10 protein-coding genes are annotated in these 14831 nt (G+C 62.1%); 7 read left to right on the plus strand and 3 right to left on the minus strand.

Annotated elements, in window-relative coordinates; genetic code table 11:
- Positions 1–47 precede the first annotated feature (47 nt).
- Positions 48–3794, minus strand: coding sequence for a phosphoribosylformylglycinamidine synthase (locus PMX60_RS08240; RefSeq protein WP_271747522.1), 3747 nt, complete (start codon positions 3792–3794; stop codon positions 48–50).
- Positions 3795–3978: 184 nt separating this feature from the next.
- On the opposite strand from PMX60_RS08240, the gene PMX60_RS08245 reads away from it, so the two are divergent.
- Positions 3979–5541 (plus strand): cation:proton antiporter domain-containing protein, encoded by a 1563-nt coding sequence (locus PMX60_RS08245; RefSeq protein WP_006234446.1) that lies wholly within the window; start codon positions 3979–3981, stop codon positions 5539–5541.
- A gap of 283 nt (positions 5542–5824) precedes the next feature.
- Here the strand turns inward: PMX60_RS08245 and PMX60_RS08250 are convergent, their stop codons facing one another.
- Positions 5825–6574, minus strand: coding sequence for an SDR family NAD(P)-dependent oxidoreductase (locus PMX60_RS08250; RefSeq protein WP_271747523.1), 750 nt, complete (start codon positions 6572–6574; stop codon positions 5825–5827).
- A 216-nt stretch (positions 6575–6790) separates the two neighbouring features.
- On the minus strand, positions 6791–8134 hold the full coding sequence (locus tag PMX60_RS08255) for a homoserine dehydrogenase (protein WP_271747524.1): 1344 nt from the start codon (positions 8132–8134) through the stop codon (positions 6791–6793).
- Between the two features lie 250 nt (positions 8135–8384).
- Here PMX60_RS08255 and PMX60_RS08260 point away from each other — a divergent pair, with 250 nt between their 5' ends.
- The 6 genes from PMX60_RS08260 to PMX60_RS08285 all read left to right on the plus strand — a co-directional run bounded on the left by PMX60_RS08260 (position 8385) and on the right by PMX60_RS08285 (position 14684).
- Entirely contained in the window at positions 8385–9551 is a 1167-nt protein-coding gene (locus PMX60_RS08260; protein WP_271747525.1) for an ABC transporter substrate-binding protein, read from the plus strand.
- Positions 9552–9822: 271 nt separating this feature from the next.
- Entirely contained in the window at positions 9823–11010 is a 1188-nt protein-coding gene (locus PMX60_RS08265; protein ID WP_117758807.1) for an ABC transporter substrate-binding protein, read from the plus strand.
- A gap of 139 nt (positions 11011–11149) precedes the next feature.
- On the plus strand, positions 11150–12031 hold the full coding sequence (locus tag PMX60_RS08270; protein ID WP_035137220.1) for a branched-chain amino acid ABC transporter permease: 882 nt from the start codon (positions 11150–11152) through the stop codon (positions 12029–12031).
- A 9-nt stretch (positions 12032–12040) separates the two neighbouring features.
- Complete coding sequence (locus tag PMX60_RS08275) at positions 12041–13120, plus strand: branched-chain amino acid ABC transporter permease (RefSeq protein ID WP_117758808.1); 1080 nt, start codon at positions 12041–12043, stop codon at positions 13118–13120.
- Positions 13110–13970 carry an ABC transporter ATP-binding protein gene (locus PMX60_RS08280; RefSeq protein ID WP_055310550.1) on the plus strand — a complete coding sequence of 287 codons (861 nt, stop codon included), beginning with the start codon at positions 13110–13112 and terminating at the stop codon, positions 13968–13970. Before PMX60_RS08275 ends, PMX60_RS08280 begins: the two co-directional genes overlap by 11 nt.
- Positions 13971–14684 (plus strand): ABC transporter ATP-binding protein, encoded by a 714-nt coding sequence (locus PMX60_RS08285; RefSeq protein WP_006234438.1) that lies wholly within the window; start codon positions 13971–13973, stop codon positions 14682–14684.
- Positions 14685–14831: the final 147 nt, after the last annotated feature.

The following is a 14831-nucleotide window of genomic DNA, read 5'->3' on the forward strand; positions in this document are numbered from 1 at the left end:
GGTGGCGGGTGTTGTTACCCGAAGGGATTGTACCTGATGGAAAAGGTTTAAGCGAAGTAGGCCACGCCGCTCTCAAAGATCGGCATGAACTTATCGCCGGGGACATGCTCGGGCACGTTGCGGTACAGGTTGTCGCCGCGACGCTCGGCATGGCCCATCTTGCCCAGGACGCGGCCGTCGGGGCTCGTGATGCCCTCGATGGCGAGTGCGGAGCCGTTGGGGTTGACGGAGAGATCCATGCTGGGCTTGCCGTTCTCGCCCACGTACTGCGTGGCGACCTGGCCGTTGGCGATCAGCTGGGTGAGCACTTCGTCATTGGCGACAAAGCGGCCCTCGCCGTGGCTGATGGCGACGGTGTAGGGGTCGTCCAAGCTGCACTGCGACAGCCACGGGGACAGGTTGGACGAGATGCGGGTGCGCACCAGACGGCTCTGATGACGACCGATGGTGTTGAACGTCAACGTGGGCGCATCGGGCGTGGCGTCGACGATGTCGCCATAGGGCACCAGACCGAGCTTGACCAGGGCCTGGAAGCCGTTGCAGATGCCTAGCATCAGGCCGTCGCGGGCCTTGAGCAGGTCGCGAACTGCCTCGGTGACCTCGGGAGCGCGGAAGAACGCCGTGATGAACTTGGCAGAGCCGTCGGGCTCGTCGCCGCCCGAGAAGCCGCCGGGGATCATGACGATCTGGCTTGCACGGATGCGGCGGGCAAGCTCGTGGGTGCTCTCGGCGACGGCCTCGGGCGTGAGGTTGTTGATCACGAAGGTGTCGGCTTCGGCACCGGCTGCGCGGAAGGCACGTGCGCTGTCGTACTCACAGTTGTTGCCGGGGAACACGGGGATGATCACGCGCGGACGGGCGATCTTGGCGCCGCTGTACACGTGGATGTCCTTGGCACGGAAGTCGATGGTCTCGACCTCGGGGGTCTCGTCGGCGCTGCGGTAGGCAAAGACGCCCTCGATGCCGCTCTCCCAGGCCTCCTGGAGCTCGGAGAGCTCGATGACCTCGGAGCCGGTGTCGATGACATAGCCCTCGACGGTGGTGCCCAGGGGCTCGACGACAACGCCGTCGGCGACCTCGGGCAGCTCGGCATCCTCGGCGAGCTCGACGATAAAGCTGCCGTAGAGCGGGGTGAAGAGGCTCTCTACGTCTACATCATCGGCAAGCTCGATGCCGATCTGGTTACCGACGCACATCTTAAAGAGGCTCTCGGCACCGCAGCCGTAGCCGGGCGTGGAGACGGCCAGGGCGTCGCCGGTGGCGGTGAGCGCCTCGACGGCGTCAAATGCGGCGAGAAGCTGCTGAGCATCGGGACGGTAGTCCTCGCCATAGGTGGCGGGGGCGATACGGACAACGCGGTGCGTCAGGCCCTTGAACTCGGGGGAGACGGCGCGCGCCGCGCGGCCCACGGCGACAGCGAAGCTGATCAGGGTCGGCGGAACGTTGAGCTCGCCGGCTTCGTCCTCAAACGAGCCGCTCATGGAATCCTTACCGCCGATGGCGCCGGCACCCAGGTCGACCTGGGCCATAAGGGCGCCCAGGACGGCTGCCATGGGCTTGCCCCAACGCTCGGCCTCGGTGCGCAGACGCTCGAAGTACTCCTGGAAGGAGAGGTAGGCGCGCTTGTGCTCAAAGCCGGCGGCAACGAGCTTGGCGATGGACTCGACCACGGACAGGTAGGCGCCCGCAAACTGGTCGGCCTCCATCAGGTAGGGGTTGAAGCCCCATGCCATAGCGCTCGCCGTGGTGGTCTCGCCGTCCACGGGGAACTTGGCGACCATGGCAGAGCTCGGAGTGAGCTGCGTCTTGCCACCAAAGGGCATGAGCACGGTCGCGGCACCGATGGTGGAGTCGAAGCGCTCGGAAAGGCCCTTGTTGGAGGCGACGTTAAGATCGGTGACAAGCGAGGTCATGCGCTCGCCGAGCGTGGTGCCGGCCCAGCTGGGCTGCCACACGCTACGGGCGCACACGTGGGCGACCTGGTGCTTGGGTGCGCCGTTGGAGTTGAGGAACTCGCGGGACAGGTCGACGATGGCGACGCCGTTCCAGGCCATGCGCATGCGCGGCTCGGCGGTAACCTCGGCGATAACGGTCGCCTCCAGGTTCTCCTCGGCGGCGTAGCCCATGAACTCCTCGACGTCACCGTCGGCGACGGCGCAGGCCATGCGCTCCTGGGACTCAGAGATAGCGAGCTCGGTGCCGTCCAGGCCGTCGTACTTCTTGGTCACGGTGTCCAGGTCGACATACAGGCCGTCGGCAAGCTCGCCCACGGCGACCGAGACGCCGCCGGCGCCAAAGTCGTTGCAGCGCTTGATCAGGCGGCAGGCGTCGCCGCGGCGGAAGAGGCGCTGCAGCTTGCGCTCGACCGGGGCGTTGCCCTTCTGGACCTCGGCGCCCGAGGTCTCGATGGACTCGGTGTTCTGGGTCTTGGAGGAGCCGGTGGCACCGCCGATGCCGTCACGGCCGGTGCGGCCGCCCAGCAGGATGATCTTGTCGGTGGGGGCGGGGCACTCGCGGCGCACGTGGTTTGCCGGGGTAGCGCCCACGACGGCGCCGACCTCCATGCGCTTGGCCACGTAGCCGGGGTGATAGAGCTCGTTGACCTGACCGGTGGCAAGGCCGATCTGGTTGCCGTAGCTGGAGTAGCCGGCGGCGGCAGTAGTCACGAGCTTGCGCTGCGGCAGCTTGCCCTCGAGCGTCTCGGAAACCGGGACGGTGGGGTCGCCGGCGCCGGTGACGCGCATGGCCTGGTACACATAGCTGCGGCCCGAGAGCGGGTCACGGATAGCGCCGCCCACGCAGGTGGCGGCACCGCCGAAGGGCTCGATCTCGGTCGGGTGGTTGTGGGTCTCGTTCTTAAAGAGGAATAGCCAGTCCTGGTCCTCGCCATCGACATCGACCTTCACCTTGACGGTGCAGGCGTTGATCTCCTCGGACTCATCGACATCGGTCATGACGCCGGTCTTCTTGAGGTACTTGGCGCCGATGGTGCCCATGTCCATGAGGCAGACGGGCTTGGCGTCGCGACCGAGCTCATGGCGCATCTCCATGTAGCGGTCGAAGGCCTGCTGCACTACGGCGTCGTCGATCGTCACGTCGTCCAGGACGGTGCCGAAAGTGGTGTGGCGGCAGTGGTCGGACCAATAGGTGTCGATTACGCGGATCTCGGTGATGGTGGGGTCGCGGTCCTCATCGCGGAAGTACTGCTGGCAGAAGGCGATGTCTGCCTCGTCCATGGCAAGGCCGCGATCGGCAATAAAGGCGGCAAGGCCGGCCTCGTCGAGCTTGCGGAAGCCGTCGAGCACCTCGACGGGCTGGGGCTCGGGAGTCTCCATGTACAGCGTCTCGGGCAGGTCGAGCGAGGCGATGCGCGCCTCGACGGGGTTCACCACATAGTGCTTGATGGCCTCGATGGCGGCTTCGTCCAGAGCGCCCGAGATGATATAGACCTTGGCGGAGCGCACGGCGGGGCGCTCGCCCTGGCTGATGAGCTGCACGCACTCGCTGGCGGAGTCGGCGCGCTGGTCAAACTGGCCAGGCAGGAATTCGACGGCAAAGACGGCGCCATCGCTTGCGGGGAGCTCGTCGTAGGTCACATCGACCTGGGGCTCGCTAAAGACGGTCGGCACGCAGGAGCGGAAAAGCTCCTCGTCGATGCCCTCGACGTCGTAGCGGTTGATGATCCTCAGGGCCTCGATGCCCTTGATGCCGAGAATTTCGGTCAGCTCGCCCTTGAGCTGCTGAGCCTCGACGTCGAACCCGGGTTTCTTCTCCACGTAGATACGAGAGACCATTGGTTCCTGCCTTCCTGATCGGTTGGGCGTACGGTACGGTATGCGGCAGCGGTCGGTTTGCGGGGTCTGCCCTGCGGTCGCCTTGAGCCACATGTTTGTAAACCTCACTATGATACGACAGCTCGCGGCGCGTTGAGGACGGCGAGGGTGCTACAGTGAAGCGCAAACAAGAGAAAGGCATCACATGGCATTCGTTTCGCTCGCCATCATCGCACTCGTGGCCTTTGCGAGTCCTTTTATCGCCTCGGCGATTCCCGGAAAACCCGTTCCCGAGACGGTCTTTTTGCTCGTGCTCGGCGCGGTGCTGGGACCCCATATGCTCGGCGTCATCCATGTAGATGCCGAGGTCTCGCTCGTATCCGAGCTCGGCCTGGCCTTTTTGTTCCTGCTTGCCGGCTTTGAGATCGACCCCAAGAGCATCACGGGTGTGGAGGGGCGCTACGGCTTGGCGACGTGGGTCGTCACGTTTGGTATCGCCTGGCTTGCCGTGCGCTTTACCCCGTGGTTCTCGGTCAGCCATTTCGACGGTATCGCCGTGACGCTTGCCCTCACTTCGACGGCGCTCGGTACGCTCGTGCCCATCATGCGTGAGCGCTCGCTCACCGGCACGCGCGTGGGCGACTCGATTCTCGCGTATGGCACCTGGGGTGAGCTCGGCCCTGTGCTTGCCATGTCGGTGCTGCTGTCTGCCCGCACCGGCATCCAAACGCTTGTAATCCTTGGCTTGTTTGCGGTGGTCTGCGTGTTGCTGGCCGTGGTCCCTAGCCGCTCCAAGCGCGTCGGCAGTCGCTTCTTTGCGTTTGTCGAGGAACGCGCCGATACCACGTCGCAGACCTTCGTGCGCCTGACGGTGCTCATCCTGGTCACGCTCGTGGCGTTCTCGGCTGTCTTTGATCTCGACATCGTGTTGGGTTCTTTTGCCGCCGGCTTTGTCTTGCGCTACATCATCCCCGAGGGCAACCATACGCTCGAGACCAAGCTTGATGGCCTGGCCTACGGCTTTTTGATTCCGGTATTCTTTACCGTATCGGGCGCAAAGATCGATCTGACGGCCGTGGCGTCGCGCCCGGGTCTGCTCGTGGGCTTTATCGTGGCGTTGTTGATTATTCGTGCCGTGCCCATACTTATTTCTATGAGCATTTGTCCTGCGACGCGCGATGTGTCGGCGTATGGTCGCATTACCGTGGCCCTGTACTGCACCACGGCCCTGCCGATCATCGTTGCCGTGACAAGCGTTGCCGTCAACGCGGGCGCGCTGTCGCAAGATATTGCGTCGGTCATGGTTGCTGCCGGTGCCATCACGGTGTTCTTGATGCCGTTGCTCGCGCAGCTCTTCTACCGCGTGGTCGACGCCGCGCCGGTTGCCGCCGTGGCAGAGGTTGCCGAGCATCCATCCGATGCGCTCGACATCCTGCGCGCCCACCACGACCTAGCGAGCTTGCTCGCGCGCGAGCATGAGCTGCTGACTTCGCATGGCCATGGTCGCGTATTCGAGGGCCTGCCTACGCTCGATACGATTGCCGAGCGTCTTTCCGCCGAGGCGGCGAGCGGCCATATCGATGCCCGTATTGTGGACGCGGCGCATCTTCTTGCCGATAAGACCTATGGAGACGAGGTCGACCCGTCCGAGCTGACCCCGCGCGAGCGTCGCCGCCTGGAGCGCGCCAAGCTCGCCGTGCGCGAATACCGCCGCCGCATGCTGGAGCTCTATGCAAGAGAAGAAGCCGAGGACGACGACGGCAAGTAGTCGATACTCTCTCGGGGAAGCCGCGTCCTGCTTTGAAGGCTCGGAACGGGATGTGGTTTCCGAAACGGGGGCCGTTGGGAAACGGTATCCCAGAATCGGCGTTCAAAACGGGGCGCTCTTTCCGAAACATGGCCCTGAGGGAAGCTGCGTCCCGGTCTGAGTCGGAATTCCGGGACACAGCTTCCCTTTCAAACAGAAGAAGGCGCGCTGCCTGCAGTTGATGCAGACGGCGCGCCTTCTTTGTTGGACTATGTTGAGGCTGGGAGCTGAGGCTTGTGGTCCCTTAAGAGCGGGCGGCTCCGTCGACGGGGAGCACGGCGCCCGTGACATAGGAGGACATGTCGCTCGCTAGGAAAACGAAGGCGTTGGCGACGTCCTCGGGCTCGCCCATGCGGCCGAGCGGAATGGTGGCGATGATGGGCTTGATGACCTCTTCGGGAAGGTTGGCGACCATATCGGTCTTGGTCACGCCGGGAGCGACAGCGTTGACGCGAATGCCCATGGGGGCGAGCTCGCGCGAGAGCGACTGGACCATACCGTTGACGGCGAACTTGGACGTGGGATAGCCAACGCCGGAGGGCTGACCGTACTTGGCGACCATCGAGCTCGTGGTGGTGATGGTGCCGCCGTGGCCTGCCTCGGCCATAATCTTGGCAGCGGCTTGGTGGCCGTTAAAGACGGCGACGACGTTGAGGTCCATGACCTTGGCGAACTCTTCGGCCGTGTACTCCAGAAGCGGCGAGCGCTGGGAGATGCCGGCGTTGTTAACGACCGTGTCCAAGCCGCCCATGTCGTCTGCGGCCTGCGTAAAGGCCTCGGTCACGGCCTCGAGCGAGGTGAGGTCGCAGGAACGACCCCAGACCTTGGCGTCGGGATAGGCGGCTGTCAGCTTCTCAACGGCCGCGTCGGCAGTCTCCTGGCGCGAGCCAAAGACGGTGACGGCAGCGCCTTCCTCGATAAAACGACAGGCGATGGCATAGCCGATACCGCGCGTGCCTCCGGTGATGATTGCTTTCTTGCCCTCGAGCAACATGGTGCCTCCATTCTTCGGGGGTGGACGTACGCAGCACAGCGTAACGGGAGCCGGAATCGGTCGCGTTCGCATATCGGTGAACGGTAATCCGCGCCACCGATGAACGGCTCGTGCAAATGCCGCTTTGCCGCTGTGCTTGGAAGCCGGATAGAAAAGGGCTCCCGTTCCACATCGGACGGGAGCCCTCAAAGCGCGTATTGCTAGGCGAGCGTTGAATTAGTTGGCCATGACGCCTTCGGTCCAGGCCTCGACGTCCTCGATACGCAGGACGTTGGCGACCTCGGCCACGCAGTCGACGCTGGTAAGCTCGGCGGCGGCAGCCTGGACGTCCTTCTCGAGCGCGCGGTGCGTCAGGAAGATGACCGAGCAGGTATCGCTGGCGCCCGACTTGCCGTCTTCGACCTGGTTGATGAGCGAGATCGAGATGTTGTGCTTGGCAAAGATGTCGACCGTCTCGGACAGGGCGCCCACGCGGTCGGCGACCTTCAGGCGCACATAGTACTTGGTCTGGAGCTCGTCCATGGGCTTAAAGGCGAGGTTGTGGCCATAGGGCTCAATCTCGGGCAGCGGAGCCACGCCGCGGCTGATCTGCTCGGAGAGCGACAGGATGTCGCCCACGACGGCACTCGCGGTGGGGAAGGAGCCTGCGCCCGCACCGTAGAACATGGTCTCGCCCACGGCGTCGCCTACCACGTAGACAGCGTTCATGGCGCCGTTGACCTTGGCGAGCATGTGATCGGCGGGGATCAGCGTGGGATGCACGCGGACGTCGACGCCGGCGTCGGTGTTGCGGGCGATGCCGAGCAGCTTAATGGTGTAGCCGAGCTCGCGAGCCTGGGCGATATCCTCGGCGCCGATGGTGCGAATACCCTGCTGGTATACGTCGTCGGTGGTCACGCGGGTGCCAAAGCCGATGGAGGCGAGGATGGCCGTCTTACTGGCGGCGTCGAAGCCGTCGACGTCGGCGGACGGGTCGGCCTCGGCGTAGCCCTTGGCCTGCGCGTCGGCAAGCACGTCGGCATAGTCGGCGCCCTCGGCGTCCATGCGCGACAGGATGTAGTTGGTGGTGCCGTTGAGGATGCCGGCGATGGTCAGGATCTTGTTGCCCACCAGGTCGTGCTCGAGCGTGCTCACGATGGGGATGCCACCGCCGCAGCTGGCCTCGCACTTAATCTGCACGCCGCACGCGCGCGCCTTCTCGGCGAGCGTCTCGACATGACGGCCCAGCAGGGCCTTGTTGGCAGAGACGACGTGCTTGCCGTTCTCGAAAGCGGTGGTGAAGATCTCGGTCGCGGGGTGCTCGCCGCCGATGAGCTCGACGACGATATCGACGGCGGGGTCCGTGACGACGTCATGCCAGTCGCTCGTAAAGGCCTCGCGCTCAATACCGGCTGCTTCGGCCTGCTCCCAGGCAAGCGCACAGGCGCGGGTCAGCTTAAGGTCGATGCCGTAGGCGGCCAGGTACTCATCGTGGTGGCTCTTGATCAGACGGGCCACGCCGCCGCCGACGGTTCCCAGACCGATGAGGCCGACGTTCACGGTGCGCAGGGATTCGCTCATAGATAGCTCCTTCGTGCATCTTATAGATGGATTAACCAATTGCAGGTTGAGTGCATTCTAGCGTGAACCGAGGGCGTGTGCTTGCCAGGCAACAGGAGCCGCATAAAACGGCACCCCCGAAACGCTGCGGAAACATTGGAAAAACGCTCGCTACAAACGGAACTCCGTAACAAACTGTCAACGTTTGCACCATAAGGTTTGCCCTGTACCGCAAGACGGCCGCACCGCGGCCAGCGAAAAGGGGGACACCATGTTTAGCATCAACAACGTACTTAACCGCAGGAGTTTCTTGGCTGGCGCCGCGGCGCTCGGTGGCACCGCGGCGCTCGCTGGTTGCTCGTCGGGTGGCTCGGAGGGCGGCTCCGCCGATGACGGCAAGACCTTCAAGATCGGTGTCATCGGCCCTCTGACCGGCGCCGCGGCAACCTATGGCGTTTCGGCCGAGAAGGGTGCCAAGCTCGCCGCCAAGGATTTCTCGACCAAGGACCTCAAACTCTCGCTTAAGTCCGAGGATGACGTCGCTGACGGCGAGAAGGCTATCAACGCCTTCAATACCCTGTGTGACTGGGGCATGCAGGCGCTCGTCGGTCCGGTCACCACCGGTGCTGCCGTCGCTGTCTCGGGCGAGATTGCCGACGACATGCTCATGGTCACGCCCTCGGCCTCGTCTCTCGACGTCACCAAGGATAAGACCACGGTCTTTCAGGTTTGCTTCACCGATCCCACCATGGGCGCCAGCGCCGCGAAGTTCTTGGCCGAGAAGTACGCGGATGCCAAGATCGCCCTGTTCTACAACTCCGGCGATACGTACAGCTCGGGTGTTGCCGATGCCTTTGCCGAGCAGGCCAAGGAGTCCAAACTTGATATCGTCGATACCGAGACCTTTAAGGACGATTCCTCCACGAGCTTTACCAACCAGCTCACCAAGGCCAAGGAGGCCGGCGCCACGCTCATCTTTGCGCCGATCTACTACACGCCGGCGTCCGTTTTGCTCAAGAACGCCAAGGACATGGGCTACGACATGACCCTCATGGGTACCGACGGCATGGACGGCCTACTCTCTGTGGAAGGCTTCGATACCTTTCTTGCCGAGGGCGTACTGCTCATGACCCCGTTTTCGGCTGACGATGAGAAGAATGCCGACTTCGTCAAAGCCTATAAGGATGCCTACGACGAGACACCCAACCAGTTTGCCGCCGACGCCTACGATTGCGTCCACGCCATTGTCGAGGCCATCGACAAGGCGGGGATTGACATTACGGCCGACGGTGCCGACATTGCCGGCGACCTTGCCAAGGCCATGCGCAAGATCAAGATCGAGGGCCTGACAGGCGAGCTGACGTGGAATGACGAGGGCCAGGTCGAAAAGCCCGCTACGGCCTATGTGATCCAGGACGGCAAGTACATCGCCGCCTAAGTGCGCATAAAGCGCGACCGGTGAGGCCGTTTTATTCAGGGAAGGGACGCCTGTAACAGAACGGAAACATTACTTTCACACAATAAAGTGGCCTTACTGCATAAAGTAATAGAAATACGCAGAATTATGGATAAATGAACAAATCCAAAGAAAAGTTGAAATAATCGCCACTTTCCTTAACTAAAGCGTCTAGTATTTTGCGAACGCCGAACACGGCGAAGGATGGCCTGTCGGGTAACCGAAACCCGACGAGATTTGAGAGGAGAGCCGCATGTCGAGCCTCACCGGTAAGTCATTGAACCCTGTTATGAATCGCAGGAGCGTTATCGCGAGCGCAGCAGGTCTGGGGGCGATGTCCATTCTAGCCGGCTGCTCCTCCAACGGCGGCGATAGCGGTTCCGCTTCGGGCGACGCTTCGTTTAAGATCGGCACCATCGGCCCGCTGACCGGTGCCAACGCGTCCTACGGCAAGTCCGTTACCCAGGGTGTCGAGCTTGGCTGCAAGGATTTCTCGACCAAGGAGCTGCCGCTTGCCAGCAAGGCCGAGGATGACCAGGCCGACGGCGAGAAGGCCGTCAACGCCTTCAACACCCTGCTCGACTGGGGCATGCAGGCCCTCGTCGGCCCGACCACCACGGGTGCGTCGGTTGCCGTTGCCGCCGAGTGCGGTAACGACCCCAAGACGTTCATGATCACCCCGTCCGCGTCCTCCGAGGACGTCACCGACGGCAAGGATTGCGTCTTCCAGGTTTGCTTCACCGACCCCAACCAGGGTGTCAACGCTGCCAAGTTCCTGGCGCAGAAGTATGCGGACGAGAAGTTCGTGCTGTTCTATAACTCCGGCGACGCATATTCTTCGGGCATCGCAGATTCCTTTAAGGCCCAGGCCGCTGAGTCCAAGCTCGAGATTGTTGACGAGGAGACCTTTAAGGACGACTCCGCCACGAGCTTTACGAACCAGCTGACCAAGGCCAAGCAGGCCGGCGCCACCATGATCTTTGCGCCGATCTACTACACGCCGGCGTCCGTCCTGCTCAAGAACGCCAAGGACATGGGCTACGACGTCAAGATGATGGGCTGCGACGGCATGGACGGCATCCTGGGCGTTGAGGGCTTCGATACCTCTCTTGCTGAGGGTCTGCTGCTCATGACCCCGTTCTCCGCCGACGACGAGAAGAACGCCGACTTCGTCAACGCTTACAAGGATAAGTACGGCGATACCCCCGACCAGTTTGCCGCCGACGCCTACGATGGCGTGCACGCGGTGGCCGAGGCCCTCAAGGAGGCCGGTCTTGGTGTCGACGCCGACCCGACCGAGGCCGCCGAGAAGCTGTCCAAGGCTATGCTCAAGATTACCGTTGACGGTCTGACCGGCAAGCTCACCTGGAACGATAAGGGCCAGGTCCAGAAGGAGCCCACGGCGTACGTCATCACCGACGGCAAGTACGTACAGGCCTAATTGGCCGCCTTACATAGAGCGGTTTTGATCCCAAGCAGGGGAGGTTTTGGCCTTCCCTGCTTGCTTGGTATCTAGGGACGATGTAACGTCCCTGTTTCATACATCAACTGGAAACCTATTCGAAAGGGGGATGTGGAACATGACGGTCTTTATCCAATACCTGGTCAACGGCCTGTCCATGGGCAGCGTCTACGCCATCATCGCGTTGGGCTACACCATGGTCTACGGTATCGCCAAGATGCTGAACTTCGCTCACGGCGACGTCATCATGGTCGGTGCCTATGTCTCGTTCTGCGCCACGTCGTATCTCGGCCTCCCGGGCTGGGTATCTGTAATTCTTTCTTGTGTGGTCTGCACGGTTCTCGGCGTTCTCATTGAGGGTCTGGCCTATAAGCCGCTGCGCCAAGCAGGCCCGCTGGCCGTTCTGATCACGGCTATCGGCGTGTCTTACTTCCTGCAGAACGCCGCGCAGCTTCTGTGGGGCGCCACGCCCAAGAACTTCACTTCGCTCGTCACCTTCCAGGTGCCGGAGTTCTTGGCCAAGTTCAACGTAAGCGCCGTCTCGCTCGTCACCATCGTCGCCTGCCTGGTTATCATGGCCGGCCTGATGTTCTTTACAGGTAAGACCAAGATGGGCAAGGCCATGCGCGCCGTGTCCGAGGACAAGGCCGCCGCTCAGCTCATGGGCATCAACGTCAACCGCACCATCTCGATGACGTTTGCCATCGGCTCGGCGCTTGCCGCCATCGCCGGCGTGCTCCTGTGCTCCTACTCGCCGGTGCTGCAGCCCACGACGGGTGCCATGCCTGGCATCAAGGCCTTCGACGCCGCCGTCTTCGGCGGCATCGGCTCCATCCCCGGTGCCTTTGTCGGTGGCATTCTCATCGGCATCATCGAGGCGATGGCGCAGGCTTACATTTCCACGAGCCTTGCCAACTCCATCGTCTTTGGTGTTTTGATCATCGTCCTGCTCGTCAAGCCTGCCGGCCTCTTGGGCAAGTACGTCCCCGAGAAGGTGTAGGTGAGCGTTATGAAGTTTCTTAAAGACAAGCAGACGCGTCACGACTTTGTCACGTACGCCATGTGCATCGTGGCCTTCGCCATCGTGTTCTTTATGCAGTCTAACCACATGATTCCGCGCATGATCGCCGGTCAGCTGGTTCCCATCACGGCCTATATCGTCATGGCCATTTCCCTCAACCTCGTCGTCGGCATCGCGGGCGACCTGTCGCTGGGCCACGCAGGCTTTATGAGTGTCGGCGCCTATACGGGAATCGTCACCGCCGTCGCGCTGGAGAGCGCCGTTCCCTCCGATCCGGTTCGCCTTATCATCAGTATCGTGGTCGGCGCCATCGCTGCCGCCATCCTGGGCTTCTTGATTGGCATCCCGGTCCTGCGCCTGAGCGGCGACTATCTGGCTATCGTGACCCTGGCTTTTGGCGAGATCATCAAAGAGATCGTCACCTGCCTCATTGTGGGCGTCGACTCCCGCGGCCTGCACGTGATCTTTAACATCACGGGCAACTCTACGATCGACGACCTGCACCTGCTCGAGGACGGCACCGCCATCATCAAGGGCGCCCAGGGCGCCTCGGGCGTGTCGACGTACTCGACCTTCCTCGCCGGTGCCATCCTGGTCATGGTCGCACTCGTGATCGTGCTCAACCTGGTTCGCAGCCGTACCGGCCGTGCCATTATGGCCGTGCGCGATAACAAGATTGCAGCCGAGTCCGTAGGCATCTCCGTCACCGAGTACCGCATGATCGCCTTCGTGGTTTCCGCTGCCCTCGCCGGTGCCGCCGGAGCCCTCTTCGGCGGTAACTTCTCGCAGCTCTCCGCCACCAAGTTCGACTTCAACACGTCCATTCTCATCCTGGTGTTCGTGGTCCTGGGCGGTCTGGGCAATATGCGCGGCTCCGTCATCGCGGCGGCGCTGCTCACGGTGCTTCCCGAGCTGCTTCGTCAGTTCTCGGACTACCGCATGCTCATCTACGCCATCGTGCTGATCCTGGTCATGATTTTTACCAACAACCCGCAGCTCAAGGCGTTCTTCGGTCGCGTCAAGGACCGCTTTGCTTCCAAGAAGGAGGTGGCAGCCGATGCCCAGTAAATTTGAGTTCAAGAAGGGCAAGATGGTCCCGTATCCTTCTGGCGCCATCGTTCCCGATCGTGACCTGGGCGAGCGCCCTGCACTCGAGTGCATCCACCTGGGCATTGAGTTCGGTGGCCTTAAGGCAGTCGACGACTTTAGCCTGACTATCGGCAAGACCGAGATCGCCGGTCTGATCGGTCCCAACGGCGCCGGCAAGACCACGGTCTTCAACCTGCTCACCAAGGTGTACCAGCCCACGCATGGCACCATCCTGCTCGACGGCGAGGACACCTCGGGCAAGTCGGTCTACCAGGTCAACCGCATGGGTATTGCCCGTACCTTCCAGAACATTCGCCTATTCAACACCATGACGGTGGAGGATAACGTCAAGGTCGGCCTGCATAACCAGGAGCGTTACTCCGGCTTTGAGGGCGTGCTGCGCCTGCCGACGTATTGGAAGCACGAGAAGGCTGCTCACGAGCGCGCCATGGAGCTGCTGTCCATCTTTGATATGGAGCATCTGGCAAACGAGCAGGCCGGATCGCTGCCTTACGGCGCTCAGCGTCGTCTGGAGATCGTCCGCGCGCTTGCCACCAACCCCAAGCTACTGCTGCTCGACGAGCCTGCTGCCGGCATGAACCCGTCTGAGACCGCGGAGCTCATGGAGAACATCGTCAAGATTCGCGACACCTTTGGCATTGCCATCATGCTTATCGAGCATGATATGTCGCTCGTTATGAACATCTGCGAGGGCATCTGCGTGCTCAACTTTGGTAAGGTCATCGCCAAGGGCACGGCAGAGGAAATCCAGAACAACGACGCTGTTATTGAGGCATATCTGGGCAAGCAGGATAAGGGGGAGAACTAAATGGCAGAGCCGATGCTTTCCGTCTACAACATCAACGTCTGGTACGGCGCCATCCACGCCATTAAGGACATCTCCTTTAACGTTAACGAGGGCGAGATCGTGGCCTTGATTGGTGCCAACGGTGCCGGCAAGTCCACAACGCTCAAGACCGTCTCGGGCCTGCTGCGTTCCAAGACCGGTTCCATCAAGTTTATGGGCGAGGACATTACCCATACGCCCGCCGACAAGCTGGTTGGTAAGGGCCTGGCTCAGGTCCCCGAGGGTCGTCGCGCCTTTTTGCAGATGACGGTCGAGGAGAACCTGGAGATGGGTGCCTATACGCAGCCCAAGTCCACGGTGGCTCCGGGCCTGGAGCGCGTCTACGAGCAGTTCCCGCGCCTGAAGGAACGTCGTCGCCAGGTCGCCGGCACCCTTTCGGGCGGCGAGCAGCAGATGCTCGTTATGGGGCGCGCCCTTATGAGTAACCCCAAACTGCTTATGCTCGACGAACCTTCCATGGGTCTGGCACCGATTCTGATCGAACAGATCTTCCAGATTGTCGAGGACCTGCACAAGGCCGGTACCACGGTACTTCTGGTCGAGCAAAACGCGCAGATGGCGCTTTCCATCGCCACGCGCGGTTACGTGCTCGAGACCGGCAAAATCACCATGACCGGCACCGGTCAAGAGCTGCTGCACGACGATAACGTCCGCAAGGCCTATCTGGGTGGCTAGGAGGTTCCGCCGTTCTACCGAACGGCGGACCAGTCGACGCTGCGCGGGCACCAGAGCGACAACTTGTCATTCAAAGAGGGCGGCATGACCAGAAGGTCTATGCCGTCCTCTTTTCATGCCAATTTGTTCGCTCTGGTGCCCGCTCGC

Origin of the sequence: Collinsella aerofaciens (assembly GCF_028206995.1) — a bacterium.
Classification (GTDB): Bacteria; Actinomycetota; Coriobacteriia; order Coriobacteriales; family Coriobacteriaceae; genus Collinsella; species Collinsella aerofaciens_AQ.

Coding starts and splice junctions, on each gene's coding strand:
- PMX60_RS08280 (WP_055310550.1), top strand. CDS start 13,110: ATGCCCAGTAAATTTGAGTTCAAGAAGGGCAAGATGGTCCCGTATCCT.
- PMX60_RS08255 (WP_271747524.1), bottom strand. CDS start 8,134: ATGAGCGAATCCCTGCGCACCGTGAACGTCGGCCTCATCGGTCTGGGA.
- PMX60_RS08270 (WP_035137220.1), top strand. CDS start 11,150: ATGACGGTCTTTATCCAATACCTGGTCAACGGCCTGTCCATGGGCAGC.
- PMX60_RS08265 (WP_117758807.1), top strand. CDS start 9,823: ATGTCGAGCCTCACCGGTAAGTCATTGAACCCTGTTATGAATCGCAGG.
- PMX60_RS08245 (WP_006234446.1), top strand. CDS start 3,979: ATGGCATTCGTTTCGCTCGCCATCATCGCACTCGTGGCCTTTGCGAGT.
- PMX60_RS08275 (WP_117758808.1), top strand. CDS start 12,041: ATGAAGTTTCTTAAAGACAAGCAGACGCGTCACGACTTTGTCACGTAC.
- PMX60_RS08240 (WP_271747522.1), bottom strand. CDS start 3,794: ATGGTCTCTCGTATCTACGTGGAGAAGAAACCCGGGTTCGACGTCGAG.
- PMX60_RS08250 (WP_271747523.1), bottom strand. CDS start 6,574: ATGTTGCTCGAGGGCAAGAAAGCAATCATCACCGGAGGCACGCGCGGT.
- PMX60_RS08285 (WP_006234438.1), top strand. CDS start 13,971: ATGGCAGAGCCGATGCTTTCCGTCTACAACATCAACGTCTGGTACGGC.
- PMX60_RS08260 (WP_271747525.1), top strand. CDS start 8,385: ATGTTTAGCATCAACAACGTACTTAACCGCAGGAGTTTCTTGGCTGGC.